26 protein-coding genes are annotated in these 26,383 nt (G+C 71.0%); 20 read left to right on the top strand and 6 right to left on the bottom strand.

Features of this window, described 5'->3' with window-relative positions:
* Positions 1-140: 140 nt before the first annotated feature.
* The 9 genes from OG975_RS04450 to OG975_RS04410 all read left to right on the top strand — a co-directional run bounded on the left by OG975_RS04450 (position 141) and on the right by OG975_RS04410 (position 9,640).
* The gene (locus OG975_RS04450) at positions 141-1,409 is read left to right on the top strand and encodes a beta-ketoacyl-[acyl-carrier-protein] synthase family protein (RefSeq protein ID WP_406327569.1); all 1,269 of its coding nucleotides are present in this window, start codon (positions 141-143) and stop codon (positions 1,407-1,409) included.
* The gene (locus tag OG975_RS04445) at positions 1,406-2,629 is read left to right on the top strand and encodes a ketosynthase chain-length factor (protein WP_406327568.1); all 1,224 of its coding nucleotides are present in this window, start codon (positions 1,406-1,408) and stop codon (positions 2,627-2,629) included. Before OG975_RS04450 ends, OG975_RS04445 begins: the two co-directional genes overlap by 4 nt.
* A 36-nt stretch (positions 2,630-2,665) precedes the next feature.
* Entirely contained in the window at positions 2,666-2,923 is a 258-nt protein-coding gene (locus OG975_RS04440; protein ID WP_381251613.1) for an acyl carrier protein, read from the top strand.
* Positions 2,920-4,662 carry an acetyl-CoA carboxylase carboxyl transferase subunit alpha gene (accA, locus tag OG975_RS04435; protein WP_406327566.1) on the top strand — a complete coding sequence of 581 codons (1,743 nt, stop codon included), beginning with the start codon at positions 2,920-2,922 and terminating at the stop codon, positions 4,660-4,662. The genes OG975_RS04440 and accA overlap by 4 nt, the downstream gene beginning before the upstream one ends.
* Positions 4,623-5,150, top strand: a complete 528-nt coding sequence (locus OG975_RS04430) for an acetyl-CoA carboxylase biotin carboxyl carrier protein (protein WP_406327564.1) — start codon at positions 4,623-4,625, stop codon at positions 5,148-5,150. The genes accA and OG975_RS04430 overlap by 40 nt, the downstream gene beginning before the upstream one ends.
* A 6-nt stretch (positions 5,151-5,156) precedes the next feature.
* Complete coding sequence (locus OG975_RS04425) at positions 5,157-6,569, top strand: acetyl/propionyl/methylcrotonyl-CoA carboxylase subunit alpha (protein WP_406327562.1); 1,413 nt, start codon at positions 5,157-5,159, stop codon at positions 6,567-6,569.
* A 14-nt stretch (positions 6,570-6,583) separates the two neighbouring features.
* Complete coding sequence (locus tag OG975_RS04420) at positions 6,584-7,648, top strand: glucose-1-phosphate thymidylyltransferase (RefSeq protein WP_369255424.1); 1,065 nt, start codon at positions 6,584-6,586, stop codon at positions 7,646-7,648.
* A complete protein-coding gene (rfbB, locus tag OG975_RS04415; protein WP_406327560.1) occupies positions 7,645-8,625 on the top strand; it encodes a dTDP-glucose 4,6-dehydratase in 981 nt (326 codons plus the stop codon). Before OG975_RS04420 ends, rfbB begins: the two co-directional genes overlap by 4 nt.
* Positions 8,626-8,872: 247 nt before the next feature.
* Positions 8,873-9,640 carry an AfsR/SARP family transcriptional regulator gene (locus tag OG975_RS04410; protein WP_327426480.1) on the top strand — a complete coding sequence of 256 codons (768 nt, stop codon included), beginning with the start codon at positions 8,873-8,875 and terminating at the stop codon, positions 9,638-9,640.
* 157 nt (positions 9,641-9,797) lie between these two features.
* Here the strand turns inward: OG975_RS04410 and OG975_RS04405 are convergent, their stop codons facing one another.
* Positions 9,798-10,835, bottom strand: a complete 1,038-nt coding sequence (locus OG975_RS04405) for a methyltransferase (RefSeq protein WP_327426479.1) — start codon at positions 10,833-10,835, stop codon at positions 9,798-9,800.
* 202 nt (positions 10,836-11,037) lie between these two features.
* Here OG975_RS04405 and OG975_RS04400 point away from each other — a divergent pair, with 202 nt between their 5' ends.
* The 5 genes from OG975_RS04400 (at position 11,038) to OG975_RS04380 (ending at position 15,473) form a co-directional block, all read left to right on the top strand.
* On the top strand, positions 11,038-11,817 hold the full coding sequence (locus tag OG975_RS04400) for an SDR family oxidoreductase (RefSeq protein ID WP_330302500.1): 780 nt from the start codon (positions 11,038-11,040) through the stop codon (positions 11,815-11,817).
* A 12-nt stretch (positions 11,818-11,829) separates the two neighbouring features.
* Positions 11,830-13,092, top strand: a complete 1,263-nt coding sequence (locus OG975_RS04395) for an FAD-dependent monooxygenase (protein ID WP_406327558.1) — start codon at positions 11,830-11,832, stop codon at positions 13,090-13,092.
* A 6-nt stretch (positions 13,093-13,098) separates the two neighbouring features.
* On the top strand, positions 13,099-13,884 hold the full coding sequence (locus OG975_RS04390) for a cyclase family protein (protein ID WP_406327556.1): 786 nt from the start codon (positions 13,099-13,101) through the stop codon (positions 13,882-13,884).
* A gap of 5 nt (positions 13,885-13,889) precedes the next feature.
* A complete protein-coding gene (locus OG975_RS04385; protein ID WP_406327555.1) occupies positions 13,890-14,942 on the top strand; it encodes a methyltransferase in 1,053 nt (350 codons plus the stop codon).
* Between the two features lie 78 nt (positions 14,943-15,020).
* The gene (locus OG975_RS04380) at positions 15,021-15,473 is read left to right on the top strand and encodes a nuclear transport factor 2 family protein (RefSeq protein ID WP_406327553.1); all 453 of its coding nucleotides are present in this window, start codon (positions 15,021-15,023) and stop codon (positions 15,471-15,473) included.
* A 58-nt stretch (positions 15,474-15,531) separates the two neighbouring features.
* Here OG975_RS04380 and OG975_RS04375 read toward each other — a convergent pair whose 3' ends face one another.
* The 5 genes from OG975_RS04375 to OG975_RS04355 form a co-directional block, all read right to left on the bottom strand.
* Positions 15,532-15,819 carry an antibiotic biosynthesis monooxygenase family protein gene (locus tag OG975_RS04375; protein ID WP_330302495.1) on the bottom strand — a complete coding sequence of 96 codons (288 nt, stop codon included), beginning with the start codon at positions 15,817-15,819 and terminating at the stop codon, positions 15,532-15,534.
* A 37-nt stretch (positions 15,820-15,856) separates the two neighbouring features.
* On the bottom strand, positions 15,857-17,344 hold the full coding sequence (locus OG975_RS04370; RefSeq protein ID WP_406327552.1) for a class I adenylate-forming enzyme family protein: 1,488 nt from the start codon (positions 17,342-17,344) through the stop codon (positions 15,857-15,859).
* Positions 17,337-18,266 carry an SRPBCC family protein gene (locus tag OG975_RS04365; RefSeq protein ID WP_406327550.1) on the bottom strand — a complete coding sequence of 310 codons (930 nt, stop codon included), beginning with the start codon at positions 18,264-18,266 and terminating at the stop codon, positions 17,337-17,339. Before OG975_RS04365 ends, OG975_RS04370 begins: the two co-directional genes overlap by 8 nt.
* Positions 18,267-18,330: 64 nt before the next feature.
* Complete coding sequence (locus tag OG975_RS04360) at positions 18,331-19,086, bottom strand: SDR family NAD(P)-dependent oxidoreductase (RefSeq protein WP_406327549.1); 756 nt, start codon at positions 19,084-19,086, stop codon at positions 18,331-18,333.
* Positions 19,087-19,095: 9 nt separating this feature from the next.
* Positions 19,096-20,718: an FAD-dependent monooxygenase gene (locus tag OG975_RS04355; protein WP_406327547.1), complete on the bottom strand. Its 1,623-nt coding sequence runs from the start codon at positions 20,716-20,718 to the stop codon at positions 19,096-19,098.
* Positions 20,719-20,868: 150 nt separating this feature from the next.
* On the opposite strand from OG975_RS04355, the gene OG975_RS04350 reads away from it, so the two are divergent.
* From OG975_RS04350 to OG975_RS04325, 6 genes are all read left to right on the top strand, one after another.
* Positions 20,869-21,069, top strand: coding sequence for a hypothetical protein (locus tag OG975_RS04350; protein ID WP_406327546.1), 201 nt, complete (start codon positions 20,869-20,871; stop codon positions 21,067-21,069).
* Positions 21,066-22,589, top strand: a complete 1,524-nt coding sequence (locus tag OG975_RS04345; protein WP_406327545.1) for an FAD-dependent monooxygenase — start codon at positions 21,066-21,068, stop codon at positions 22,587-22,589. The genes OG975_RS04350 and OG975_RS04345 overlap by 4 nt, the downstream gene beginning before the upstream one ends.
* Before the next feature lie 5 nt (positions 22,590-22,594).
* Positions 22,595-23,200 carry a dTDP-4-dehydrorhamnose 3,5-epimerase family protein gene (locus OG975_RS04340; protein ID WP_406327543.1) on the top strand — a complete coding sequence of 202 codons (606 nt, stop codon included), beginning with the start codon at positions 22,595-22,597 and terminating at the stop codon, positions 23,198-23,200.
* Positions 23,197-24,150, top strand: coding sequence for an NAD-dependent epimerase/dehydratase family protein (locus OG975_RS04335; protein WP_406327541.1), 954 nt, complete (start codon positions 23,197-23,199; stop codon positions 24,148-24,150). Before OG975_RS04340 ends, OG975_RS04335 begins: the two co-directional genes overlap by 4 nt.
* Positions 24,151-24,268: 118 nt before the next feature.
* Positions 24,269-25,459 carry an acyl-CoA dehydrogenase family protein gene (locus OG975_RS04330; RefSeq protein WP_406327539.1) on the top strand — a complete coding sequence of 397 codons (1,191 nt, stop codon included), beginning with the start codon at positions 24,269-24,271 and terminating at the stop codon, positions 25,457-25,459.
* A gap of 9 nt (positions 25,460-25,468) precedes the next feature.
* Entirely contained in the window at positions 25,469-26,326 is an 858-nt protein-coding gene (locus OG975_RS04325; protein WP_406327537.1) for an oxygenase MpaB family protein, read from the top strand.
* The last annotated feature ends 57 nt before the right edge of the window (positions 26,327-26,383 follow it).

Raw genomic sequence — 26,383 nt, 5'->3', positions numbered from 1 at the left:
GCGCGCCTTGACGCCCACTCGAATCGAACCGGTGCCTGTCCCTTCAACTTGCGTTCGAGGTCGCCTCAAGCGATGCCCCGAATGCTTCGGGGCGCGACAGGGAAAGCCGGATCCACTTCAGATGTCGGGGGATGAACAGAATGGCCCGAGATGTAGTGATAACGGGTGTCGGCGTGGTCGCTCCGGGCGGAATCGGCAGCAAACCGTTCTGGGATCTGCTGGTCTCCGGCCGCACCGCGACTCGTACCATCACCCATTTCGACGCCTCGCCCTTTCGTTCGACCGTGGCCGCCGAGTGCGACTTCGACGCGGAGGCGGAAGGCCTCACGGCCGAGGAGGCCGGCCGGCTCGACCGGGCCACCCAGTTCGCGCTGGTGGCGACCCGCGAAGCGGTGGGCGACAGCGGCCTCGAAACCGGGGAGCTCGACCGTTACCGCACGGGCGTCACCATCGGCAGCGCCGTCGGCTGCACCACCAGCCTGGAACGCGAGTACGTCGTCGCCAGCCACGGCGGCCGCGACTGGCTCGTCGACCCGGACCTCGCGGTCCCGCACCTCTACGACTACTTCGTGCCGAGCTCGATGGCGGCCGAGGTGGCCTGGGCCGTCGGCGCGCAGGGCCCGTGCTCCGTGGTCTCCACGGGCTGTACCTCCGGACTCGACGCCGTCGGCCACGCCGTACGGCTCATCGAGGAGGGCTCGGCCGACGTCATGATCGCGGGCGGCACCGACGCGCCCATCTCGCCCATCACCGTCGCCTGTTTCGACGCGATCAGGGCGACCACGCCCCGCAACGACGAACCGGCCACCGCCTCCCGCCCGTTCGACCGCAGCCGCAACGGCTTCGTGCTCGGCGAGGGCTGCGCGGTCTTCGTGCTGGAGGAGCGGGAGCGGGCACGGGCCCGCGGCGCCCATGTGTACGCGGGCGTCGGAGGGTTCGCCTCACGGTGCAACGCCTTCCACATGACGGGGCTGCGCCCGGACGGCAAGGAGATGGCCGCCGCCATCGAGACGGCCCTCGTGGAGGCCCGGGTGACGGCGGACGAGGTGAGTTACATCAACGCGCACGGCTCCGGCACCAAGCAGAACGACCGGCACGAGACCGCCGCGTTCAAGAAGGCGCTGGGCGACCACGCCCGCCGTACGCCCGTCAGCTCCATCAAGTCGATGATCGGCCACTCGCTCGGTGCGATCGGCTCCGTCGAACTCGCGGCCTGCGCGCTCGCCATCGAGAACGGCGCGGTTCCACCGACGGCCAATCTGCACGAGCCGGACCCGGAATGCGACCTGGACTATGTGCCGTTGGCCGCACGGGAGGCGCGGCTCGACGTCGTCCTCAGCGTCGGCAGCGGATTCGGCGGCTTCCAGAGCGCGATGGTGCTCACCCGGCCCGGTCGGGCGCAGCGGTGAACGCAGCCGTCGTCACGGGCATCGGAGTCGTCGCGCCGAACGGCCTGAGCACCGAGGAGTACTGGAGCGCCGCCCTCGCGGGCCGCTCCGGCATCGGCCGCATCACCCGCTTCGACCCCGAGCGCTACCGTGCCACCCTGGCCGGCGAGATCCGCGGCTTCGACCCCGCCGCCCATCTGCCCAGCCGGCTGATCCCCCAGACCGACCACTCCACCCGGCTCTCCCTCGTCGCCGCCGACCAGGCCATCCGTGACGCCGGCCTGGACACCGGGCAACTGCCCGAGTACGGCGTGGGCGTGGTCACCGCCAACAGCGCGGGCGGTTTCGAGTTCGGCCACCAGGAACTCGACAACCTGTGGCGCCAGGGACCCGAGTACGTCAGCGCGTACCAGTCCTTCGCCTGGTTCTACGCGGTCAACACCGGCCAGATCTCCATCCGGCACGGCCTGCGCGGCCCCAGCGGAGTGCTGGTCGCCGACGAGGCGGGCGGCCTCGACGCCCTCGCCCAGGCCCGGCGCCTGCTGCGCCGGGACCTGAACGCCGTGGTCACCGGCGCGGTCGACGGATCCCTGTGCCCCTGGGGCTGGATCGCCCAGACCGCGACCGGACAGCTGAGCGCGGCGGAGGACCCGGCACTCGCGTACCGCCCGTTCGACGAGGAGGCCGCCGGCTTCGTCCCGGGCGAGGGCGGCGCGATCCTGGTCGTCGAGGACGAGGCGGCCGCCCGCAAACGCCACGCTCCCCAGGTCCACGGCAGGCTCCTCGGATACGCCGCCACCTTCGACCCCAAGCCGGGCACCGCACCCGCCGACGACACGTCGGCGCTGCGCGGGGCGATCGAACTCGCCCTCGCCGACGCCGGTGCCGCACCCGATGACATCGATGCCGTCTTCGCCGACGCAGCCGGCATTCCGCACCTCGACCGGGCGGAGGCCGCCGCGCTCACCGCGGTCTTCGGCGAGCGCGAGCTCCCGGTCGCCATCCCCAAGACCCTGACCGGCCGGCTGTGCGCGGGCGCGGGACCACTGGACGTCGCGACCGCGCTGCTCGCCCTGCGCGACGGCGTCCTTCCCCCGGCGGCGCACACCCGGCCGTCGCCCCGGTACGGGCTCCAGGTGATCGTCGACCGGCCGCTGGAGCTCCGTATGGGCGCCGTGCTGGTCGTCGCCCGCGGCCTCGGCGGCTTCAACTCCGCGATGGTCGTGGGCGCGTCCCACTGAGCCCTGCCCCGCTCAGCAATCCAGAGGAGAAATGCCATGCCAGAGCTGACCCTCGGCGAACTCGCCCGCATCCTGCGCGAGTGCGCGGGCGAAGGCGAGAGCGCCGATCTCGACGGGGAGTTCGCGGACGTCCTCTTCGCCGACCTCGGATACGACTCGCTGGCCGTCCTGGAGACCGCGGCCAGGCTGAAACGGGTCTACGGCGTCGAGCTGACCGACGAAGAGGTCAACGAGGTCGGCACGCCGGGCAGGCTCCTCGAACTGGCCAGGCGCCAGATCGCCGCGACTTCATGACCGCCCCCGCCGACACGACCGCGGTGGCCGCCTGGTGGCTGTGCGACCACTGCCGGCGCCCCGTCTACGCCAAGCGGCTGGCCCGGTCGGCCGGCGTCTGCCCGGAGTGCGGCCACCACCGGCGGCTGTCGGCGCGGGAGAGACTCGACCAACTTCTCGACCCGGGGTCGGCCGACCTCCTCAGCGTGCCGCGCACCGCCGACGACGCGCTCGGCTTCACCGACACCCGGCCCTACCACGAGCGGCTGGCCGAGGCCCGGGAACGCACCGGGCTCGACGACGCCGCGATCGCCGTCCGCGGCCGTATCGGCGGTGTCGAGGTGGCCCTCGTCGCCATGGAGTTCGGCTTCATGGGCGGCAGCCTCAGCGGCGGCGTCGGTGAACTCATCACGCTCACGGCCGAGACGGCCCTCACCGAGCGTCGGCCACTGATCATCGTCTGCGCGTCCGGCGGCGCCCGTATGCAGGAGGGCCTGATCTCGCTGATGCAGATGGCGAAGACCAGCCAGGCCCTGCTCGCCCTCGACGAGGCCGGCATCGCCACGGTCTCCGTCATCACCGATCCGGTGTACGGAGGAGTGGCCGCCTCGTTCGCCACGCTCTGCGATGTGATCGTGGCCGAGCCGGGGGCCCGCATGGGCTTCGCGGGACCGCGCGTCATCGAGCGCACCATCAACGAGCGGCTGCCGGAGAACTTCCAGCGCGCGGAGTTCCTGCGGGAGCACGGCCAGGTCGACGTGGTCGCTCCGCGCGGTGAGCTGCGCGCGACCCTGACCCGGCTGCTGGGCGCGCTGGCTCCCGCGGAGCACGTCCAGGAGGAGGAGCCCCACACTGCGGACTCCGTCCTGCTCACCGACCCGGAACAGGTCCCCGACCTCGACCCCTGGCAGGCCGTCCGCCTGGCCAGGAACCTCGAACGCCCCACCGCCCTGGACTACATCGGCCTGCTCGTCGAGGACTTCCAGGAACTGCACGGCGACCGGCTCGGCGGTGACTGCCCGGCCACGGTCGCGGGAGTCGGTCTGTTCGGCGGCCGGCCCGTGATGGTGATCGGCCAGCAGAAGGGACACACCGCGGCGGCGCTGCGGGAGCGGAACTTCGGCATGCCGGTGCCCGCCGGTTACCGCAAGGCCGCCCGGCTGATGCGGCTGGCCGCCAAGGTGGGCATCCCGGTGCTCACGCTGGTCGACACCAGCGGCGCGTACCCGGGCGTCGAGGCGGAACGCGGCGGCCAGGCCGTGGCCATCGCCGAGAACCTGCGGCTGATGTCCGGGCTGCCCGTGCCGATCGTCGCCGTGATCGTCTCGGAGGGCGGCAGCGGAGGCGCTCTCGGGCTCGCGGTCGCCGACCGGGTGCTGGCACTGAGCAACGCCGTCTACTCGGTGATCAGCCCGGAGGGATGCGCCGCGATCCTGTGGCGCGACCCGGCCGCGGCACCCCTCGCGGCCCGCGAACTGGGGCTGCACGCACGGGAGTTGCTCGCTCAGGGGGTCGTCGACGGAGTCGTCCCCGAACCCGAGGGTGGTGCGCAGAGCGATCACCGGACCACGGCGGAGCGCCTCGCCGGTGCCGTACGGCCGCTGCTCGAAGAACTGACAGAGCTGACCACCGATCAACTGCTGGCCAGGCGGCGGGCCCGGTTCCGCGTGTTCGGAAGCTCAGACACCGCCCGACCGCCCGGTACCGGAGAGGTAGTGAGATGCCCACGCCCGACAGCGTTGCCACCCTCGACGCTCTGATGAGCGACGGAGGCCCCGACACCCTTCCCTCGGTCCTGGAGGCCGCCAAGACGAGCATGATCGAGCTCTTGTCGGAGGCCCCCGTTCCGCCGTCCGCGGTCCGTGTGACGGTCGGCCCCGTCACCATCGAGATGGACTGGCCGGGCGCGGCCCCCGCGGCGGCCGGCGCACCGGCACCCGCCTCGCCCGCGACGGCCGCACCGGCCCCGAGCGGTGCGGCACCGGCCGTACGGTCACCGCTCGACCACATCCACGCTCCGACGGTCGGGGTCTTCTACCGGGCGCCCGAACCCGGCGCCAAACCCTTCGTGACCGAGGGGGACACGGTCGTGCCCGGCCAACAGGTGGGCCTCATCGAGGCGATGAAGCTGATGATCCCCATCGAGTCCGACCGGCACGGCGTCATCGACGAGTTCCTTCAGCCCAACGGAGCCCTGGTCGAGTACGGCGACCCACTGTGCTCCCTCGTCCCGGCCGACGGGCGGTGAGGCGCCGTGTTCCGCACCGTCCTCATCGCCAACCGGGGTGAGATCGCGCTGCGCGTCGCGCGCGCCTGCCGGGAACTGGGCATCCGGGTCGCCGTCGTGTACTCCACCGAGGACACCGACAGCGAAGTCGTACGGTACGCCGACGAGGCGGTCCGTATCGGTCCCGGTTCGGCTCAGGCCAGTTACCTCAGTATCCCGGCCGTCATCGAGGCCGCCCGGCGCACCGGAGCCGACGCCATCCACCCCGGCTACGGATTCCTCTCCGAGAACGCCGACTTCGCCGAGGTGTGCGCCGCCGAGGGCATCACCTTCATCGGCCCGCCCCCGGAGGTGATGGAGGCGCTGGGGGACAAGTCCACCTGCCGGGCCCTCATGGCCGATGCCGGGCTGCCCCTGCTGCCCGGCACCCTGGACCCCGTCTCCTCGTCCCGCGAGGCCGAGGCGCTTGCCGCCGAGATCGGCTTTCCCGTGGTCGTCAAGGCGGTCGCGGGCGGCGGCGGCCGCGGTATCGGAGTGGCGTACGGCGCGGACGAGTTCCCCGCCGTCTACCGGGAAACCCGGCGCCACGCCGCCGCCGTCTTCGGGGACGGCAGGGTCTATCTGGAGCGCTATCTGCAGTCCGCGCGGCATGTCGAGATCCAGGTGCTCGCCGACCGCTACGGCAACGTCATCCACCTCGGCGAGCGCGACTGCTCGGTGCAGCGCCGCCACCAGAAGCTGATCGAGGAGGCCCCGGCACCCGGCCTGGACCAGGACGTCCTCGCCGCGATGGCGGAACACGCCGTCCAGGGCGCCAAGGCCGCCGGCTATGTGGGCGCGGGCACCTTCGAGTTCCTCTACGACGACAGCGGCCGCTTCTACTTCATGGAGGTCAACTGCCGTATCCAGGTCGAGCATCCGGTCACCGAACTGGTCACGGGCATCGACCTGGTCCATGAGCAGCTGTGGGTCGCCGCGGGCCATCCGCTGCGGATCGGCCAGCAGGACATCGCGCCCCGCGGCTGCGCCGTCGAGTGCCGCATCAACGCCGAGGACGCCGACCGGGAGTTCACACCGACCCCCGGAGTCATCGACGAACTCGCCCTGCCGTCGGGCCCGTTCGTGCGCGTGGACACCCATGTGCGCCGAGGCTCGCGCATCTCCGTCTTCTACGACCCGCTGCTCGCCAAGGTCACCGTCTGGGCACCCGACCGGGAGCTCGCGCTGGCCCGGATGGGCCGGGCCCTGGACGAGGTCCGTGTCGAGGGCAAGGGCATGCGTACCACGGCGGGTTTCCTCCGCTCGGTCGTCGACAGCGACGAGTTCAGCACGGCCCGGCACGACACCGGGCTCGTCGGCCGGCTCCTGGAGCCGGGACCGGCCGCCCGAGGGATCCAGGACCTGGGTCCCGCACAGGTGAAACCACCGAACGCCTCGTAGGGAAGGTTCAGCTCATGAAAGCGCTCGTGCTTTCCGGCGGTTCAGGAACCCGGCTGCGGCCGATCACCCACACGCTGGCCAAACAGCTCGTGCCGGTGGGCAACAAGCCGGTGCTGTTCCACGGTCTGGAAGCGATCGCCGCCGCGGGGGTGACGGAGACCGGCATCGTGGTGGGCGACACCCGTGCCCAGATCCAGGCCGCCGTCGGCGACGGCTCGCGGTTCGGCCTGGAGGTCTCCTATCTGTGGCAGCGGGAGCCGCTCGGTCTGGCCCATGCCGTGAAGATAGCCCGCGACTTCCTCGGGGACGACGACTTCGTGATGTATCTGGGCGACAACGTCGTCTTCGACGGCATCACCGACTTCGTGGAGCGTTTCCGGGAGCGGCGGCCCGCCGCGCAGATCATGCTCGCGCAGGTCGACGACCCCCGGCAGTTCGGCGTCGCCGAGGTGTCCGCCGACGGCCGGGTGACGGGACTTCAGGAAAAACCCCGCCGACCACGGAGCGATCTTGCCGTCGTGGGCGTCTACCTGTTCAGCTCGGCCATCCACAAGGCGGTCGCCGAAGTGGAGCCCTCGGCCCGTGGCGAACTGGAGATCACCGACGCGGTGCAGTGGCTCATCGACCACGATCTGCGGGCGGAGGCCGCCGTCATGACCGGCTGCTGGAAGGACACCGGCAACGTGCCCGACATGCTGGAGGTCAACCGCCTGGTGCTGCGATCCCTGGAACCGTCCAGCGCCGGGATCGTGCGCGACAGCGAGATCAACGGCCAGGTGGTCGTCGAGCCCGGGGCGCGCGTGACCGGCTCCGTGGTCGTCGGCCCCGCTGTGATCGGCTCCGGCGCGACCGTCACCAACTCCCGTATCGGCCCCTACACCTCGATCGCCGAGGACTGCAGCATCGCCGACAGCTGGATCCGTGACTCCATCGTCATGCCGCGCGCCTCGATCACCGGGGTGCGGCCGCTGGAGTCCTCGCTGATAGGCCAGGACGTGGAGATCACCCGCACCCCCGAACCGCCGTCCGCCCACCGTCTCGTCCTCGGGGACCGCAGCCGTGTGCAGATCGCGTCATGAGCGGCCCGCGGATTCTTGTCACCGGTGGCGCCGGTTTCATTGGCTCGCACTACGTGCGCGCCGTGCTGGCCGGGGAGTATCCCGCATATGCCGACGCGGAGGTGACGGTTCTCGACAAACTGACCTACGCCGGAAATCCAGCCAATTTGGACGATGTGCGGTGCGAGTTGGTGTGGGGAGATTTATGCGACCCCGAGCTGCTGGGCAAGGTCATACCCGGCCAGGATGTGGTCGTCAATTTCGCCGCGGAATCGCATGTCGACCGTTCCATCACCGGCGCCGCGGAATTCGTACGGACCAACGTGCTCGGTGTCCAGACCCTGCTCCAGGCCTGCCTGGAGGCGGGCACTCCGCGCATCGTGCAGGTCTCGACGGACGAGGTGTACGGATCCATCGACGCCGGTTCGTGGGACGAGGACGCCCCGCTCCGGCCCCGCTCGCCCTACGCGGCGTCCAAGGCCGGCGGCGACCTGGTGGCCCGTGCCTACGCGGTCACGCACGGCCTGCCCGTGTCGATCACCCGCTGCGGCAACAACTACGGGCCGCGCCAGTTCCCCGAGAAGGTCATCCCGCTCTTCATCAGCAGGCTGCTGGAGGGCCGGAAGGTGCCGTTGTACGGGGACGGCGGCAACATCCGCGACTGGGTGCACGTCGAGGACCACTGCCGTGGCGTGCAGCTCGTCGCCGAACGCGGTGCGCCCGGCGAGGTCTACCACATCGCGGGCACCGCGGAACTGACCAACCGTGAGCTGACGCGGCGCCTGCTCGAAGCCTGCGGCCGCGGCTGGGACATGGTGGAGCACGTCGTGGACCGCAAGGGTCACGACCGTCGCTACAGCCTCGACGCCGGCAAGCTGCGCGGGCTCGGCTTCACTCCTCGTATCCCCTTCGACGAGGGACTGGCCGAGACTGTTCGCTGGTATGTGGATCACCCTGAGTGGCGCATAGGTCAAAGCTTTGTTCAAAGGGAGGGGTAATAACGGTAACGGACTGTGTCCACGTTTGGAGCATGACGCTGGTTAATTAGGTCCAGCACATTCTGTGTGCAGTCCTGATCTTAAAACTCGCGAGTAAGTCATGTTCTTGATGTCTTCTCGTGATAATCTGATTCGTCTCGGATCGCCTTAGCAGCACTGACTGCGGGGGTAAGTTGTTTTTGGCCATCCTGGGGGTAGCAAGATGAAGCTCGGAGTGCTCGGTACGTTAACCATCAATGATGTCGAAGTGGCGGAAATCCTGACGGCACCCAAGCCTCGCAGTGTGCTGGCGATGCTGATGCTCGAGCCCGGCCGTGCGGTGTCCACGGCTTCCCTGATCCAAGAGCTCTGGGACGAGCGCCCACCGCGCAGCGCGTCCACGACGCTCCAGACGTACGTCCTGCAGTTACGCCGCATGTTCCGAGACATCTCACAGGTGATGGGCCAGCCTCCGTCGGACGCGCTCGTCACCCGGGTCCCGGGGTACCTCCTGCAGGCCGACCAGACCGAACACGACCTCAGCGCGTACGAAACCCTGGTCGAGCAGGGACAGAAGTTCCTGGAGCAGGGCGACAACGAGAAGGCCGAAGGGCTGCTGTCCCGCGCGCTCGAACTCTGGCGTGGCGCCCCACTGAGCGACGTACGCCCGGGGCCACTGCTCTATCCGCAGATCTGCGGCCTGGAGGAGAGCCGGCTCGCCGCGACCGAGATGCGCATCGAGGCCAACCTGCGGCTCGGCCGGCACCGTGAAGTGCAGAGCGAACTGACCGTCCTGGTGGGCAGCTACCCCCTGCACGAGGGGATCCGCGTCAAGCACATGCTGGCCCTGTTCCGGGCCGGCCGGCTGTCCGCCGCGCTCGACTCCTTCCACCAGTACCGGCATCGTCTGGTGACCGACCTGGGTCTCGAACCGTCCCCACGCATACGGGGTCTGCAGCACGCGATGCTGTGCTTCGACCCCATGGCCGACTCCCTGGCGATTCTCGACCGTGTGGCGTCGAGCGTTTCCCACTGAATATTCCTTGAAAGGCAACCGGGAAAATAGCTCGCGCACGATTTATTGGTGCCATCAGCTTTCGGATACCGCTAAGTAATAAATGCTCGCCGGGCGCACTCCGCCCGGGGCGTGGAGCCCCGGACGGAGGTGGACGGCTGTTGTCTTCCCGCGGCCGTCAGCTACCCGTGTCCCGGCGTTCGGGAACACGGCTGTCGATCATGTGCAGATACGGCCCGACGGGCCGGACGTCGGTCACGGTGAGACCGGCCTCCTCCACCAGGCGCAGCAGACTCTGGCGCAGGTGCTTCCTGCCGTCGACGTTGAGCAGCAGAAGCAGGTCCATGGCCGTGGTGAACCCCGTCTCCGGGCTTCCGTCGACCAGGTTCTCGATCACGACGACCCGCCCGCCCGGACGGGCGGAGGCGGCCACGTTGCGCAGCGCGGCCACGGTGCCCGCGTCGTCCCACTCCAGGACGTTCTTCAGGATGAAGACGTCCGCCTCGACCTGCACCGAGTCCCGGCAGTCGCCCGCCACCAGCCGGCAGCGGTCGTGCAGCGCACCGCCCTCGCGCAGCCGCGGGTCGACGTCGGGGAGCACACCGGGCAGGTCGAACAGGGCGCCCTGGAGGGACGGATCGCGCTCCAGGACGGTCGCGATGAGGTCGCCGTGGCCGCCGGCGACATCCACCACCGTGAGGTCACCGCGCAGGTCGAGTGACTCCGCGATCGCCGCCGAGGAGAGCCGGCTGGCCTGTGTCATGGCCCGGTTGAAGACCTCGGCCGACTCCGGCGCGTCCTCGTACAGATAGGTGAAGAAGTCCTTGCCGTGCGCCTCGCTGAAACCGCCCTTGCCGGTGCGTACGGCGTCGGCGAGGTGCGGCCACACGTCCCATGTCCAGGGTTCGGTGGCCCACAGGACCATGTCGCGCAGGCTGCGCGGGGTGTCGGTGCGCAGCAGTCGGGAGACCGGCGTGTGTGCGTAGCGGTCGCCCTGGGCGGTGAACACGCCCTGCGAGCTGAGCGCGCGCAACAGCCGGTCGAGCGTGCCGGGTTCGGCGTTGACCGCGCGCGCCAGTTCGGCGGCGGTCGCGGGTTCCTCGCCGAGCGCGTCGGCGACACCCAGCTGCGCCGCGGCGCGGAGCGCGGCCGCGTGACCGGCGGCGAGAGCGAGTCTGCGGAGGTTCGTCACGGCTTCGAGAGCGGGAGCTGTCATGACACCAGCATCGTCAACTCCCCTAGACGGGAACTGGACCGCCGGTCGAAGCGGCCGCCGGCGCGACCGCTCCCCGCGCGCTCCGCCCCGGCTCCAGCGACGATCGACCGTCCTGGGACACGGTGACAGCACTCAACTCACCCGCTGGGCCCGTCTGCCGAAGGCAGCCCGCGGCGGCCCGGACCGCGAGAGGAAGTGCACCGTGTCGGAACCGCACACGCGCAGCGAAGTACCGCCGCTGCCCGGCCTGAAGGGCAAGAGCGCCCTCGTCATCGGCGGAACGCGCGGAGTGGGCCGGGCCGTCACCGAGAAGCTGGCCGTGTCCGGCTGCGACGTCATCGCCACGTTCGCCCACTCGGAGGCGGACGCCGAGGCTCTGCTCGCCGACTTGAAGGACACGCCGGGCAGCCTGGCGACCCTGCGCGCCGACGCGCGCCGGGCCTCGACGCTGCCCGAGCTGATGCGCGAGGTGCGCGAGCGGCACGGACGCCTCGACCTCCTGGTCCACTCGGCCGCCTCGGCGCACCCCATGCCGACGCTCGGCATGCGCCTGAGGGAGGTGTACGCCGACACGGCGACCGCGGTGGTGCCGCTCGCGGCGTCCGCGGCGGCGTCCGCGGACCTGATGTCCGAGGGCGGCCGGATCATCGTCGTGTCGGCCAGCGTCGCCCGCGGCGTGGCTCCCCACATGGTCAGCCTGGGGGTCGCCAAGGCGGCCCTGGAGAGCCTGACCCGGTTCGTGGCGGTGGAACTGGCGGGCCGCGGCATCACGGTCAACGCGGTCTCCGCCTCCAAGCTCGACAAGGGGGCCGACACCACGCGCCCGGAGGTCGCCCGCGCGATCGGCGCCCGCACCCCCGCCGGACGCCTCGCGACACCCCGGGACGTGGCGGACACCGTGGCGCTGCTCTGTCTGCCCGAGGCCCAGTGGATCACCGGCCATGTGGTCTCCGCCGACGGCGGCCTGAGCCTGCTGGCCTGACAGGAGACCGACATGGAAGAGCAGACGGAAGAACAACAGACGGCAGAGCAGACGGAAGAACAGACCGACATCTGCATCGTCGGCGGTGGCCCGGCGGGCATGACCCTGGCGCTGTTGCTGCTGCGCTCCGGAGCGCGCGTCACCGTCGTCGAGCGCAGCTCCTCGCTCAGCCGCGAGTACCGCGGCGAGATCCTCCAGCCCGGCGGCCTCGCCGTACTCGACGAGATCGGCGTCCTCAAGGGCGCCACCGACCGCGGCGCGCACGTCCTGGAGCGGTTCCGGCTCGTCGAGCACGGCCGGGTGCTGATGGCCTTCGAGTACCGCAAGCTCCAGCCGCCGTACAACTACCTGCTCAGTCTGCCCCAGGCGCACCTGCTCGCCGAACTCCTCGACAGGTGCCAGGAGTTCCCGGGCTTCCGCTACCTGGTGGCGCGGGTCAACGGCCTGATCCGTGAGGGCGAGGCCGTGCGCGGTGTGTACGCCAAGGCTCAGGACGTCACCTACACGGTGCGCGGCGCCTGTGTCGTCGCCGCGGACGGGCGGCACTCGCAGGTGCGCCGGCTCGCCGGGATCGACCACGTCCGCCAGGATGTCTTCGACCAGGACGTGGTCTGGTTCCGGCTGCCCGCCGAGGAGCCCCTCGGCGAGGTCATGGTGAACCGCGCGGGCGGCAATCCCGTGCTCGCCTACGACTCGCACCCGGGCGCCCTCCAGATGGGCTGGACCCTGCCCAAGGGGGAGTGGAAGAAACTCGCCCCGCTGGGCATGGGCGAGGTGCGCCGCAGGATCGCCGCGGCGACCCCGCAGTTCGCGGACCGGGTGGAAGGCACCCTGCACAGCTTCGCCGACGTCTCGCTCCTCGACGTGTTCGGCGCCGCCGCCGAACGCTGGACCGGCGACGGCCTCGTCCTCATCGGCGACGCCGCGCACACGCACGGTCCGCTCGGCGCCCAGGGCATCAACCTCGCGGTCCAGGACGCGGCGCTGCTCCACCCGATCCTGCTCGCCGCCGTCGCGGACGGCGACACGAGCGCCGGGCGCCTCGCGGAGTTCGAGCGGATCCGCAGGCCGCACATCAAGGCGGTCATGAAGTTCCAGGCCGTGCAGAGCCGGATGATGCTCTCCGCCGACAGCCTGGCCACCTTCCTGCGGCCGAAGCTCGCCCGTGTCGTGATGCGCACCCCGATCGGCACCAAGTTCACCAACCGGATCGCCTTCGGGGCCCCGGGCATCCGGGTCGCCGACAACCTCTTCACCGTCAACCAGAAGGAGTGATCGCGGATGAGACTGGTCGATCTGTCATCACCCGTCGACGCCCGGGGCTGGGAGCCCGAACCGGTGACCCACGAGGTGATCACACCGGCCGAGGGCGCCCGGCACATGGCCGAGGAGATGCGTGAGCACTTCGGCATCGAATTCGACCCGAGCGTGCTCGACGACGGCGAACTGCTGTCGATCGACACACTGCGGCTCACCACCCACACCGGTACCCACATCGACGCGCCCGCCCACTACGGCACCCGCGCCTCCTACCGCGAGGGCCCGCCGCGCACGATCGACGAGCTTCCCCTGGAGTGGTTCCACCGGCCCGCCGTCGTGCTCGACCTCACCGACGCGCCCCCCGGCGCCGTCGGCGCCGACCGGATTCAAGCCGAACTGGACCGGGTGGGCGTCGAGTTGGCGCCCCTCGACATCGTGCTCCTGCACACCGGAGCCGACCGGTGGGCCGGTACGGAGAAATACTTCACGAACTTCGCCGGGCTCGACGGACCCGCCGTGCACCTCCTGCTCGACCTCGGAGTGAAGGTGATCGGCACCGACGCGTTCAGCCTGGACGCGCCCTTCGGTGACATCCTCCAGCGCTACCAGCGGACCGGGGACCGGTCGGTCCTGTGGCCCGCCCACTTCACGGGCCGCGACCGCGAGTTCTGCCAGATCGAGCGCCTCGCCAACCTGGACCGGCTGCCCCGGCACGGCTTCACCCTCTCGTGCTTCCCCGTGAAGATCGCGGGCGCCGGAGCCGGCTGGACCCGCGCGGTCGCTTTCATCGACGACAACGAGGGCTGACGCACATGACCCAAGAAACTCAGGCGGCGTACTCCTTCGTCGACCGGCCGGACGTCTCGCTTCGCCAGCGGCTGATGCTCCTCGCCAACGGCCAGCGGTTCTCCGCGGTCGTGTACGCGCTGGCCGAACTCAATGTCGCCGACCAGCTGATCAAGGGCCCGCGCACGGTCACCGAACTCGCCGACGCCGTCGGTGCCGACGAGGCCGCGCTCTACCGGATGCTGCGCTGTGCCGCGCTGCTCGGCGTGTTCCAGGAGCTCGACGGGCGGCAGTTCGCCCTCACCCCGATCGCCGAGGGACTGCGCACCGACCTGCCCGACGGGGTGCGGGACGCCGTGCTGCTCGACGGATCCGGCTTCTTCTGGGGCTCGTTCGGGTCGATCCTGCACTCCGCGCGGACCGGCCATCCGGGCTTCGACGCGGCGAACGGCATGTCCTTCTGGGAGTACCTCCAGGCCAACCCGGAGGCCGGCGAGGTCTTCGACGACGCCATGACCACCATCAGCCGTCGGCTCGGCGGCCTCTACCTGGACCGCGTCGACTTCTCACGGTTCCCCGTCCTCGCCGACGTCGGCGGCGGCCGCGGCTACTTCCTCGCCGAGATCCTCCGCCGCCACCCCGGCATCCGGGGTGTTCTGTTCGACCGCCCCCAAGTCACGGACACCGCCGGGGAGTTGCTCGGCGAACGGGAGGTGGCCGAGCGGGTCGACGTGGTCGGCGGCGACTTCTTCACCGATCCGATCCCGGCCGGCTGCGACGCGTACGTCCTGAAGACCGTGCTGCACGACTGGCCGGACGACAAGGCCGTGGAGATCCTGCGCCGGGTACGCGAGGCGATCGGTGACTCCGCGGGGCGGCTGCTCGTCCTCGAACAGGTCGTGGCACCCGGCAACACCTGGGACACCGCGAAGTTCCTGGACGTGGACATGCTGGTGGTGATGGGCGGCCGTGAGCGCAATCTCGACGAATGGCGCGAGCTGCTCGCCGCCGGCGGATTCGAGCTGGACTGCGAGCCGGCCGTCGGCGACTGGGCGGTCCTGGAGTGCAAGCCCCGTTGAACCTCACCTACGAACTCCGCTGAGCCTCTTCGCGGGCTCGGCGCACTGTCGGCACCCCGATCACGAAGGCAGGACCGTATGACCGACACCACGCTCGACACCGCGCGCGTGCAGGAGGCGCTCTACACCGAGGTGCAGCAGTTCTACGCCCGCCACATGCAGCTCCTCGACAGCGGCAGGGCCGACGAGTGGGCCCAGACCTTCACCGAGGACGGGGAGTTCGCGCCGGAGCACCGGCCCGAACCCGTCGTCGGACGGTCCGCCCTCGCGCAGGCCGTGCGCTCCACGCACGAGGGGCTGGTGGCCGCGGGCGAGGTGCGCCGGCACTGGCACGGCATGCTCGCCGTGGAAGCGGCGGCCGACGGCTCGCTGCACGTGAGGTGCTACGCGCTGATCATCGGCACGCTGGTGGGCGGTGAGCCCGAGGTGAAGATGAGCTGTGTGTGCGAGGACGTCCTCGTCCGCGAGGCGGGCGAGCTCAAGGTGAGCCGGCGGCGTGTCACCAAGGACGGGGTGAGCACGCCCGGGTGAGCGGGACGTGATGCCGAAGGGGCCCCCGGGAATCTCCCGGGGGCCCCTTCGTGTGACGTCAGTGGTCGTCGCCGACCGGGGTGTACAGGTCGGCGTCCGGCGTGGCGAGCCCGGCCAGGCCGCGTACGCGGCTGCGGAACTCGTCACTCTGCACGGCCTTCTTGTGCGAGTCGGGGTCGTCCCAGTGGGCGGTCTCCACGAAGATGTTCGGCTTGCCGATCGAGCGGTACACCTCGTGGCTGATGAAGCCCGGCTGCGCCTGCATATAGGCGCTGACCTCGGCGATGGCGCGCCGGAACGCGTCGATCTCGCCCGTCACCGTGAACTTGTTGATCAGGGTCACCATGGTCGTACTCCTTAACTGGGGCAAGGGTGGGCGGGCTTCACTCGCTCGTGACGAGCAGATCCTCGAAGAGCCGGCGCAGATCCTGGCGGCGTATCTTTCCGCCGCCGGACCGGGCGATCTCCGGGACCGCCCGGATGTGCCGGATGTGCTGGTAGTACGGCAGGCCGGAGTTGACGTCCGCGGCGATCGCGTCGAGGGCCTCCTGCTCCTCGGGGCGACGGGTCACCACGAGGGCGACCGCGACGGCACCGCTGAACTCGTCCGGGTGGTCGACGACCACACCGTCCGCGACGGCGGGATGCGCGAGCAGCACCTGCTCGATCTCCTGTGGGGAGACCAGCCAGTTGTCGCACTTGAAGACGTCCTTGAGCCGGTCGACGACGAACAGGTAGCCGTCCTCGTCGACCTGGCCGACGTCCCCGGTGGCGAACCAGCCCTCGGCGTCGACGGCCGCCCCGTCGGGCTCACCCAGGTACCCCTTCATCAACTGCGGGCCGCGTACCTGGATCTCGCCGCGCTCGCCGGGGCCGAGGGCCTTGCCCGTGGTGAGATCCACGATCCGGCACTCGGTGAGCGGGACCGGCGGCCCGCAGGAACCGTCCTTCGGGTGGGTGCGGCTCCCGCAGTGGGTCATCGGCGCGGTCTCGGCGAGCCCGTACCCCTGAAGGACCGGGATCCCGAAGTGGTCGCCGAGCGTCCGTGCCGCCGGCACCGGCAGCGCGGAGCCGCCGGAGAAGACGGCCTGTACGGTCTCCAGGCGCAGCTCCGCGAGGTCCGGACGCACGGCGAGACGGCTGAGCCGCATCGGCAGGCTGTAGTACCGGGTGGCCCGCGCCTCGTTCGCCGTCCGCAGCGACGCGGCCAGATCCGGATCGGTGGCCAGCACCTGCTCGGCACCCGCGAACAGTGCCGAGTTGAGATGCATCGGATGGTAGGTGGGCAGGTGGTTGACCGTCACCGAGGTGCTGTCGAGGCCGTGGGCGTGCACGGTCTGCGCCGCGTTGACCGCCAGGTTGCGGTGCGTCTGCCGCACGCCCTTCGGCTCGCCGGTCGTACCGCTGGTGAAGTGCACGGACGCGATGTCGTCGGGACCGACGGCGGGTACGTCCGCGAGCAGCTCGGTGTCCCACAGTGCCCGGTCGCCGATGTCCAGCGAGGGCACCCCGCCGCCGAGCTGGCCGGCGATCTCCTGTGTGGTGAGCACCAGCCGCGCCCCGCTCGCGGCGACCAGAGCCTCCAGCCCCTTCGCGCGCAGGAACGGGTTGACCGGCACGACGACATTGCCCGCGCGCAGCGTCCCGAAGTACGCCACGGCGAAGTCGGGATGGAGGACGGAGGTGATCGCGACGACCACGCCGGGTCCGCCCGCCAGGCTCCGGATCCGCGCCGCGCAGCCGCTCACCCGCCGTTCCAGCTCGCCGAAGGTCAGCGCGTCGCCGTGGTCCGTGCGGACGGCCACACCGTCCGGGTCGGCCTCGGCGGCGCGCCGCGGCAGGTCGTCCAGGCGCTCGACGGGCTCACGCACGCGCCTGCTCCTCCGCGAACTCCTTGGACAGCCGCAGATTGGTCATGGAGTTGGTGCTCAGCACCCGGCGCAGATAGCGGCGGGCGTCTTCGACCGTGGTGCCCTCGCCGAGGATCGACAGCGCCGACGGCTTGATGACGGCGACATGCCGGGACTCGATGACGATCCCCTCGCGGGTCGGGGTGAACAGCCAGTGTCCGGTGTGCGCGGCCAGCAGCGCGGGCAGCCCGATCTGCTTGTACATGATCTTCGAGTGCGGGAAGCAGATCCGCACCGAACGGGTCGTGTGCGGGGCGCCGTCGGACGTCGTGGTGTCCATGTCGAAGAACTGAATGCCCGGCACCTCCTCGGTCATGTCGATCCGGGAGACGTGCGCGAGCCGCTCGGGCCAGCGATCGGCCTCGTAAAGGATCTTGTACGCGTCCTCGGCGGACCCCGCGGCGAAGAGCGGGTCACGGAAGTCGACGACCAGGTCGGACAGTTCCTGCCGGTTCGCGGCGGCGTACGCCACCGTGGACAGCAGATCGGACCGTGCCTCCTCGGCCCGGGTGACGGCCTCGGGGGAGGTGAGCGCGCTCGTGTCCTGCTTCAGCTCGATCTCGGTCTTGTCGTCCGACACCGCGCGCAGCAGCCACTCGCCCCGCACTCCGGCGAGGGCGGATTCGGGTGTGTCCTCGAAGGTGACCCGCAGGCCGTCGGCGTCGAGGGTGCGCTGCTGGGTGCGGGACCACACCTGCTCGGTCTCGGTGATCGTCCACACCGTCACCCGGTCCTTGTCCGGGCCGGCGGTGACCCGGTCGGCGTAGACGATGGTGGGGGAGAGGTAGTGCAGCGGATCGGGGTCGGCGATCAGGTCGAGGACGACCTTCGCCGGCGCCTCGACGACGACCGATTCGCCCACGGGGGCTTGGGTGTTGACCACTGGTGTTCCTTCCACGGTGAGTGCGGGCGGGCGGCCCGCGGCGAGGGACCGGGCGTGGGTGGGGTCACCCGCGCCCGACCAGGGAGACCAGCTCGCCGGTGATGTTCTCGTTGGCCGCCGAGCAGTAGAAGACGACAGTCCTGGCGACCTCCTCCGGGCTGCCGAGGCGCCCGGTCGGCAGTGCGGCGGCCGCTTTCTCCAGGACGGCCGCGGGGAAGTGCCGCAGGGCGCCCTCGGTCGTGGTGAGCCCCGGGCTGACCACGTTGACCAGGACGCCGTCGGGTCCGGCGTCGCGGGCCAGACTGAGCGCGAAGCCGTGCAGCGCCGACTTGGCCGCCGTGTAGATTTCCTGCCCCGCCTGCCCCTTGGCCGTCAGGTGCGAGGAGATCAGCGCGATCCGGCCGTGGCCGCGTGCGCGCATCCCGGCGAGCGCGGTCTGCACGGTGCGGATCGTCGCCGTCAGGTTGTCGTCGAGATACGCGGTCCAGGCTGCCGGGTCGAGATGCTCGAAGCCCGGTCCGGGGCGGGCCGCGGGCCGCCGCACGGCATTGGCGACGAGCACGTCCACCGCGCCGAAGTGCCGCTCGACAGCCGGCACCAGGTCCTCGACCGAACTGGGGTCGGCCAGGTCGTAGCGGATCGCCAGGGCCCGCTCCGGGCCGCCGAGTTCGACGGCCAGCTCGGCCGCCCTGTCCTTCGAGCCGGCGTACGTCAGCGCGACGCGGGCGCCTTCGGCGGCGAAGGCGCGCACGGTGGCCTCGCCGATGCCCCGGGTCCCCCCGGTGATCAGGGCGACCCGGTCGGTCAGTCCGAGATCCATCAGGGCTCCTCAGACGCGACGGGCGAGCGGCAGCCGGCCGAGCGCGTCGGACAGCGCGGCCGGCGACAGGGCGGACCCGCGGGCGAGCAGATAGGCGTCGGGGCGGACCAGGAGCCATCCGCCGGGAGACAGACCGAGCCGGTCGGACACCCGCCCGTCGCCGTCGGGGATCACCTCGGGGTCCGTGGCCGACTTCGCCTCGGTGACGCTCAGCACCGACAGCCAGGACCCGTACGCGGCACGCGCCCGGCGGACCGTCTCCGCGACGGCGGGGTCGCCGGGCGAGGCGGCCGCCAGCAGCAGCCAGCCGGGCCGGCGCAGCGCCGCGAGCAGCGCGGGCCAGCCGGTGCCCGTGAGATCGGAGTCGGTGACCTCGGTGAGCCGGGCGCCCGGACGGGGGCCGCTGCCGTCGTGGCTGTCCGGGGCGGTGAGGGTGCGATCCGCGTACGAGAGCAGCAGCCCGGACATCCCGCCGAGCATCTCCCGCTGCATCCGCTTGCGGATCGGGGCCACCCGGCTCACCACACCGAAGATCACGGGCAGCGCGAGGTCCGTGAACCGGCTGCGCAGCTCGATCATCTGGGTGGCCTTCTTGGTGGATTCCAGGAGCGCCTCACCCACCGGCACGCGCTCGCTCGTGTAGCTGTCGAGCAGCTCCGCGCGGGCATGTCCCTCGATGACCATGGCCAGCTTCCAGGCGAGGTTGACGGCTTCCTGGATGCCCGTGTTCATACCCTGGCCGGAGGCCGGGCTGTGCACATGGGCGGCGTCGCCCGCCACCAGACAGCGGCCGACCCGCATGTTCGGGACCATGCGCTGCTGGGCCGTGAAGACCGACACCCAGCTGGGCGTGCCGATGCGCACCTGGTGGCCTAGGCCCTGGCTGAGCTTGCGCTCGAAGCGCGCCGCGAGATGGCCGGGGTCGCCGTCGTAGTCGGTCTCTGCGGTGTCCAGCAGGCGCCATCGGTCGTCGGCGAGGGGCACCGCCATCAGCGTGCCACCGTCGGTGCGCACCCAGTAGATGCTGTTGGGCGGCAGCTCGCTCGTCATGGGCGCGTCGGCCAGCAGCCAGGTCTGGTTCGCCTCGCCGATCAGCGGGAGTTCGAGGGAGCGGCGTACGGTGCTGTGGCCGCCGTCGCAGCCGACCAGCCACGGGACGCGGACCGTCTCGTCCTCGCCGCCGGTGTGGCTCAGTACGACGGTCACCCCGTCGTCGTCGCGCGAGATTCGCTCCAGGCTCGTGCCCCACTCCGGGACCACGCCGAGGTCCGCGAGAGCGTCGCGGAACACCTCCTCGGTCGCCGTCTGCTCGATGGCCAGCGTGAACGGGAAGCGGGTCGGCATGGTCGAGTAGTCCGCGTCGAGGCGGGCCAGCCGACGGCCGTCCTGGAAGAGGGTGAAGGCGCGGATCTCCCGGCCCCGCTTGAGCATCTCCTCGACCAGACCCATCTGGTCGTACGCCTCCAGCGTGCGCGGATGCGTGGCGACGGCGCGACTGGTGGTCGCGGGCGCGTCCTTGGCGTCGATGAGACGCAACGGGATTCCACGGCGGGCGAGTTCGTAGGCCAGGGCGAGCCCCACCGGGCCGGCCCCCGCCACGAGTACCTGGGGGGTGCGGGTTCCTTTCGTCACTGCCATCCGATCCTCTGCTGCCGACGGTCGTCCGCGACCCAGGCTCGGGCACCGTGCTGGAGCCCCCCTCGACTCACGGTCGATGGCGTCGCGGGGCTGATCGACGGGCCCTCCACCCCGGCTCGAGGAGCCCCCGGAAGGGTGAGGGACATGCGCACCGCCAGGTATGACCTCGACTTCGCCCGCGCGGTCGGGCGCCGCATCGGATGGGGCCTGTGCACACGGCTGGCGGGCCTGTGTCTGGTCGCCGGTCCGATGGCACCGGACCCCGCCCTGCTGTACGACGAGCCGCGAACGCCGCCGCACGGGGACAACGGGCATACGCCGCACAGGGACTTGGAGGTTCGATGAACACCGACGTCGTCGTGGTGGGAGGCGGTCCGGTCGGCCTGTTGCTCGCCGCCGAACTGCGCCTCGGAGGTGCCCGCGTGGTCCTCCTGGAGCGCCTGACCGAGCCGAGCGGCCACTCCAGGGCCTTCCGTATGCAGGCCAGGATGCTGGACGTACTGGACCAGCGGGGCCTGCTCGGCCGGTTCATGGAGGGCAACCGCACCTGGCCCAAGGCCCACTTCGCCGGCCTGGAACCGCTGCTCGACTTCGGACACCTGCACAACGAGCATCCGTACGCCCTGCTGATCCCGCAGGCGCGCACCGAGGAACTGCTGGAGGAGTACGCCCTGTCGTGCGGGGTGGAGATCCGCCGCGGACACGCGCTGACCGGGCTCGACGCCACCCCCTCCGACGTCGTGGGCGAGGTCGACTCGCCCGAGGGAACCTACCGTTTGCGCTCGCACTACCTGGTCGGCTGCGACGGCGGGCGCAGCACCGTCCGCAAGCTCGCCGGCATCGGCTTCAGCGGCTCGGCGCCCACGGTGCGTGCGCTCCTCGCCGATGTGGAACTGGCCGACCCCGGACAGCTGCCCAACGGGGTGCCGGGCACCATGCGCACCCCCCGCGGCCTGCTGATGGCGATCTCGCTGCAGCCCGGGGTGACCCGCGTGCTCACCACGGAGTTCACCCCGCCGGAGCCGGGCTCCGAGCACACCCCGGTGACCCTGGATGAGCTGCGCGAGACGGTACGGCGGATCACCGGCATCGACGTCGCCATGGACCGGCCGCGCTGGCTGTCCCGGTTCGCCGACACGACCCGGCTGGCGGACACCTACCGGCAGGGCCGGGTGCTGCTCGCCGGCGACGCGGCGCATGTGCACTTCCCCATCGGGGCGCAAGGACTCAACCTCGGCCTCCAGGACGCCGTCAACCTGGGCTGGAAGCTGGCCGGGACGATCGTCGGCTGGGCTCCCCCCGGGCTGCTCGACAGCTACGGCTCCGAGCGCCGCCCGGTCGCCGAGCGCGTGCTGCGCGAGACCCGGGTGCAGCTCATGCTCATGGCCCCCGACCCCAAGGTCGACCCGCTGCGCGAGATGTTCTCGGAACTCCTCGCGCTGCCCGAGGTCAACAGCAGGCTGGCACACGAGATGACGGGCCTCGACGTCCGCTACACCCCGTCTCCCGGCCGCTACGAGCACGAACTGCTCGGCCGACCCTGCCCGCCGCTCGCGGAAGCGGTCGGCGGCGAGGTCCGGACGGTGCTGCGCACGGGGCGCGGAGTGCTGCTCCTGCCGGACGGCACGGCCCAGGAGGCGGCCGGTCTCGCCACCGACTGGTCGCACCGCGTCGGCACGGTCCCGGCCGAGGGCGGAGCGGGTCTGCTGCTGCGCCCGGACGGCCATGTGGCGTGGGCGGATCCCGGCGACGGCGTACCGCGCAAGGACGCGCTGCTGGAGCTGGAGGACGCCCTGCGGCACTGGTTCGGCGCCCCGGGCCGCGCGGCCCGGCCCCGGACCCACCACGACGCGACGGGCAGGTGATGGGGATGCGTACGCGCAGGCTCGCCGTGGCCGGCGGCTTCGAGTTCACGCCCGAGATCCACACGGACGCGCGCGGACTGTTCGTCTCGCCCTTGCAGGAGCAGGCGTTCGTCGCGGCGGTCGGCGAACGGTTCGTGACCGCGCAGACCAACCACAGCCGCTCCGCCCGCGGTGTGCTGCGCGGGCTGCACTTCACGACCACACCGCCCGGACAGGCCAAGTACGTGTACTGCGCGCAGGGGCGTGCCCTCGACGCGGTCGTCGACATCCGGCTCGGCTCGCCGACCTTCGGCAAATGGGACATCGTCGAGATGGACGCCGTCTCCTACCGTGCCGTCTACATCCCCGACGGTGTGGGGCACGCCTTTCTGGCGCTCGACGACGACACGGTGATGTCGTACCTGGTGTCCACCGCCTACCGGGCCGAGCTGGAACAGGCCATCGACCCGCTCGACCCGGCACTCGGCCTGCCGTGGCCCTACGACATGAAGTTCCACCTGTCCGAGCGGGACACGGTCGCGATCTCGCTCGCGGAGGCAGAGGCGCGGGGGATGCTGCCCCGGTACGAGCACTGCCGGCAGTGGCCCGCGGAACCGGACTCCGCCCGGTGAGTGAGGGAGTCGGGCCCGGCGGGGCAGGGCGGGTCGCCGTCATCGGCGCCACCGGGTGCATGGGCCGGCAGATCGCCGCCGCCTTCGCCGCCCGCGGTACGGAAGTGGTCGCGATCGCCCGCCGTCACGCGAGCCAGGTGGCCGCCCACCGGTTCCTGGCCCTGGACGCCGCGCACGTGTCCAGCGAGCAGCTCGCGGAGGTTCTGGCCATGGAGCGGGTGGACGCCGTGGTGAACGCGACGCTCGGCTGGGGCGACGAACTCCACTCCACCAACGTCGAGTTGGTGGAGCGCCTGGTGGACGCGCTGAAGAAGACACCGAGTCCGCCGCGCCTCGTACAGCTCGGCACGATCCACGAGTACGGCCCCGTCCCCTGGGGCACGTCGATCGGCGAAGAGGTGGAGCCGGACCCGCGACAGCCCTACCCGCGCTCCAAGCTGGTGGCCGCCGGGCTGGTACTCGACGCCGCGCGCGCCGGGGAACTCGACGGTGTGGTCCTGCGCCTCACCAACACCATCGGCCCGCACCCCGCCGCCGAGAGCTTCTTCGGCTCCCTCGCCGCACGGCTGCGCGACGACCCGGGGGCCATCGATCTGACGATCGCCGAGGCGTGCCGCGACTACGTCGATTCCCGCGACGCCGCCGACGCGGTGGTGCGTGCCGCCGAAACCCCCTCCGCCCAGGGCGTGTTCAACATCGGCACCGGCCGGGCGCTGGACATCGGGACCCTGGTCACCGCGCTGGTCCACGCGTCCGGACGCCCACCGGGGACGGTACGGGGGCACTCGGGGGCCGTCCGCAGCCGTGGCGCCGACTGGATCCAGGTCGACAGCACCCGGGCGCGGCGGCTGCTCGGCTGGAGCCCGCGCCATTCCCTGGACGCGTCCATGCGGGCCATGTGGGAGACGGTGCGCGCGGAAGGCCCGGGCGGACGTCCTCCTGACCCGTGAGAGCCCGGCGGATGTCCTCCTGACACGTCATCGGCATTCCCAATTTCTGAAACGCGTTCTACTCTGTGCGCCGTCCGACCGGGAGAACCAGCTCAGCCACTGGGAGCCAGGAGGCGCCGTGCATCTCGAATACACGCCGGAGCAGCAGCGGTTGCGCACCGAACTGCGCGGCTATTTCACCCAGTTGGTGCCGGACAACGCCTACGCCCGCTATGGCGACCCGGCGGCGCAGAAGCGCTTCTACCGCGACACGATCCGGCGGCTCGGCTCCGACGGCTGGCTCGGCGTGGGCTGGCCGAAGGAGTACGGCGGGCGCGGGCTGAGCCCCATGGAGCAGTTCATCTTCTTCGACGAGGCGGCCCAGGCGGGCGTGCCCCTGCCGCTGATGGCGCTGAACACGGTCGGCCCGACGATCATGCGGTTCGGCACGGACGAGCAGAAGGCGTACTTCCTGCCGAAGATCCTCTCCGGCGAGATCGACTTCGCGATCGGCTACAGCGAGCCCGACGCGGGCACGGATCTCGCCGCGCTCAAGACCAAGGCCGTACGGGACGGCGACGAGGCCACCGGCCACTACACGGTCAACGGTCAGAAGATCTGGACCACGAACGGCGACACCGCCGACTGGGTGTGGCTCGCCGTCCGTACCGACCCGGACGCCCCGCCGCACAAGGGCATCACCATGCTCCTGGTGCCGACCTCCGACCCCGGCTACTCGTGCACGATCATCAACACCCTCGCCTCGCACGACACCACCGCGAGCTACTACGAGAACATCCGCGTCCCCGCCTCCCGCCGGGTCGGCGAGGAGAACAAGGGCTGGCGGCTGATCACCAACCAGCTCAACCACGAACGCGTCACGCTCGCCGCACACGGCACCATGGCGATCCGCGCCCTGCACGACGTCCAGCGCTGGGCGATGGAGACCAAGCTCGCCGACGGCCGCCGCGTCGTCGACCTCCCGTGGGTGCGCCGCCGCCTCGCGCAGACCCACACCAAGCTCGACGCGATGAAGCTCCTGAACTGGCAGATGGTGAACGCGGTCCAGGAGGGCACGCTCACCCCGCAGGACGCCTCCGCGGTCAAGGTGTACGGCTCGGAGGCGCGCCGCGACGCCTACGCCTGGCTGATGGAGATCGTCGCGGCCCCCGGCGTCCTCAAGGAGGGTTCCGCGGGCGCGGTCCTGCACGGCGAACTGGAACGCGGCTACCGATCGGCGGTGATCTTCACCTTCGGCGGCGGCAACAACGAGATCCAGCGCGAGATCATCTCGTGGATCGGTCTGGGGATGCCGCGGGTACGGCGTTAGCCTGCTGGTATGGAGGCCTTCCAGAAGGGCGACCCGGGACTCTTCGGTCCGGATTCGGTGACCTGGCAGATGCACGGCGACCCCATGATGTGGGTCGCCGGGATCCGCGCGCTCTACCTCCAGGCCCTGCACCCGCGCACGGTGCGCGGAGTCATGCAGAACTCCGACTTCAGGCGCGACGCCTGGGGCCGGCTGATGCGCACCGCGAACTTCGTGGGGACGGCGACCTACGGCACCCGTGAGGCCGCGGAGAAGGCAGGGACGCGCATACGAAAGATTCACAGCATGCTCACGGCGACCGACCCGGACACGGGGGAGCGGTACGGCGTCGACGAGCCCGGGCTGCTGCTGTGGGTGCACTGCGCCGAGATCGACTCCTATCTGCACGTCCTGCGGCGCTCCGGGTTCCCCCTCACGGACACGCAGGCCGACCGCTACATCGGTGAACACCTGGTCAGCGCACGGCTGGTGGGGCTCGACCCCGCCGACGTACCGGCGAACCAGGCGGAGTTGGCCGCCTACTTCGAGAAGATGCTGCCGGAGCTGGCGGCGGGGCCCGAGGCGTGGGACGTGGACGACTTCCTGGTGCGTCCGCCGGTCCACCCCTTGCTCGTACCGGCGCGCGCCCTGCTGTGGCGGCGTGTGGCGCATCTCGCGTACGCCGCTCTGCCGCCGTACGCCCACGAGTTGTACGGCAGGGCCGCCCCGCCGCCCGCCACGGTGACCCGGCGCCTGCGTTTCACGGGCACCTTGCTGCGCTGTGTTCCCGCACGTCTGCGCTGGCAACTCCCGCCCAAACACATTCTGCGCGCCATGTCACGGCTGGGCCCCGGCTCCCGCCCCGCGCCCTGCAAAGTCGGCAGATAACTCGCCATACTGGACGGGCCAGGGGAGGGCGCGGCGAGCAGCGACGGGGGCGATCGC

The organism is Streptomyces sp. NBC_00203 (assembly GCF_045206325.1).
Lineage (GTDB): Bacteria > Actinomycetota > Actinomycetes > Streptomycetales > Streptomycetaceae > Streptomyces > Streptomyces lutosisoli.
The sequence above is the reverse complement of the archived record's forward strand: the minus strand, read 5'-3'. Positions and strand labels throughout refer to the sequence as shown.

What these genes read in the sequence shown, in the direction of transcription:
- OG975_RS04450 (WP_406327569.1), top strand. Translation starts at nt 141, where the DNA reads ATGGCCCGAGATGTAGTGATAACGGGTGTCGGCGTGGTCGCTCCGGGC.
- OG975_RS04440 (WP_381251613.1), top strand. Translation starts at nt 2,666, where the DNA reads ATGCCAGAGCTGACCCTCGGCGAACTCGCCCGCATCCTGCGCGAGTGC.
- accA (WP_406327566.1), top strand. Translation starts at nt 2,920, where the DNA reads ATGACCGCCCCCGCCGACACGACCGCGGTGGCCGCCTGGTGGCTGTGC.
- OG975_RS04430 (WP_406327564.1), top strand. Translation starts at nt 4,623, where the DNA reads ATGCCCACGCCCGACAGCGTTGCCACCCTCGACGCTCTGATGAGCGAC.
- OG975_RS04420 (WP_369255424.1), top strand. Translation starts at nt 6,584, where the DNA reads ATGAAAGCGCTCGTGCTTTCCGGCGGTTCAGGAACCCGGCTGCGGCCG.
- rfbB (WP_406327560.1), top strand. Translation starts at nt 7,645, where the DNA reads ATGAGCGGCCCGCGGATTCTTGTCACCGGTGGCGCCGGTTTCATTGGC.
- OG975_RS04405 (WP_327426479.1), bottom strand. Translation starts at nt 10,835, where the DNA reads ATGACAGCTCCCGCTCTCGAAGCCGTGACGAACCTCCGCAGACTCGCT.
- OG975_RS04395 (WP_406327558.1), top strand. Translation starts at nt 11,830, where the DNA reads ATGGAAGAGCAGACGGAAGAACAACAGACGGCAGAGCAGACGGAAGAA.
- OG975_RS04390 (WP_406327556.1), top strand. Translation starts at nt 13,099, where the DNA reads ATGAGACTGGTCGATCTGTCATCACCCGTCGACGCCCGGGGCTGGGAG.
- OG975_RS04385 (WP_406327555.1), top strand. Translation starts at nt 13,890, where the DNA reads ATGACCCAAGAAACTCAGGCGGCGTACTCCTTCGTCGACCGGCCGGAC.
- OG975_RS04380 (WP_406327553.1), top strand. Translation starts at nt 15,021, where the DNA reads ATGACCGACACCACGCTCGACACCGCGCGCGTGCAGGAGGCGCTCTAC.
- OG975_RS04375 (WP_330302495.1), bottom strand. Translation starts at nt 15,819, where the DNA reads ATGGTGACCCTGATCAACAAGTTCACGGTGACGGGCGAGATCGACGCG.
- OG975_RS04360 (WP_406327549.1), bottom strand. Translation starts at nt 19,086, where the DNA reads ATGGATCTCGGACTGACCGACCGGGTCGCCCTGATCACCGGGGGGACC.
- OG975_RS04350 (WP_406327546.1), top strand. Translation starts at nt 20,869, where the DNA reads ATGCGCACCGCCAGGTATGACCTCGACTTCGCCCGCGCGGTCGGGCGC.
- OG975_RS04345 (WP_406327545.1), top strand. Translation starts at nt 21,066, where the DNA reads ATGAACACCGACGTCGTCGTGGTGGGAGGCGGTCCGGTCGGCCTGTTG.
- OG975_RS04340 (WP_406327543.1), top strand. Translation starts at nt 22,595, where the DNA reads ATGCGTACGCGCAGGCTCGCCGTGGCCGGCGGCTTCGAGTTCACGCCC.
- OG975_RS04325 (WP_406327537.1), top strand. Translation starts at nt 25,469, where the DNA reads ATGGAGGCCTTCCAGAAGGGCGACCCGGGACTCTTCGGTCCGGATTCG.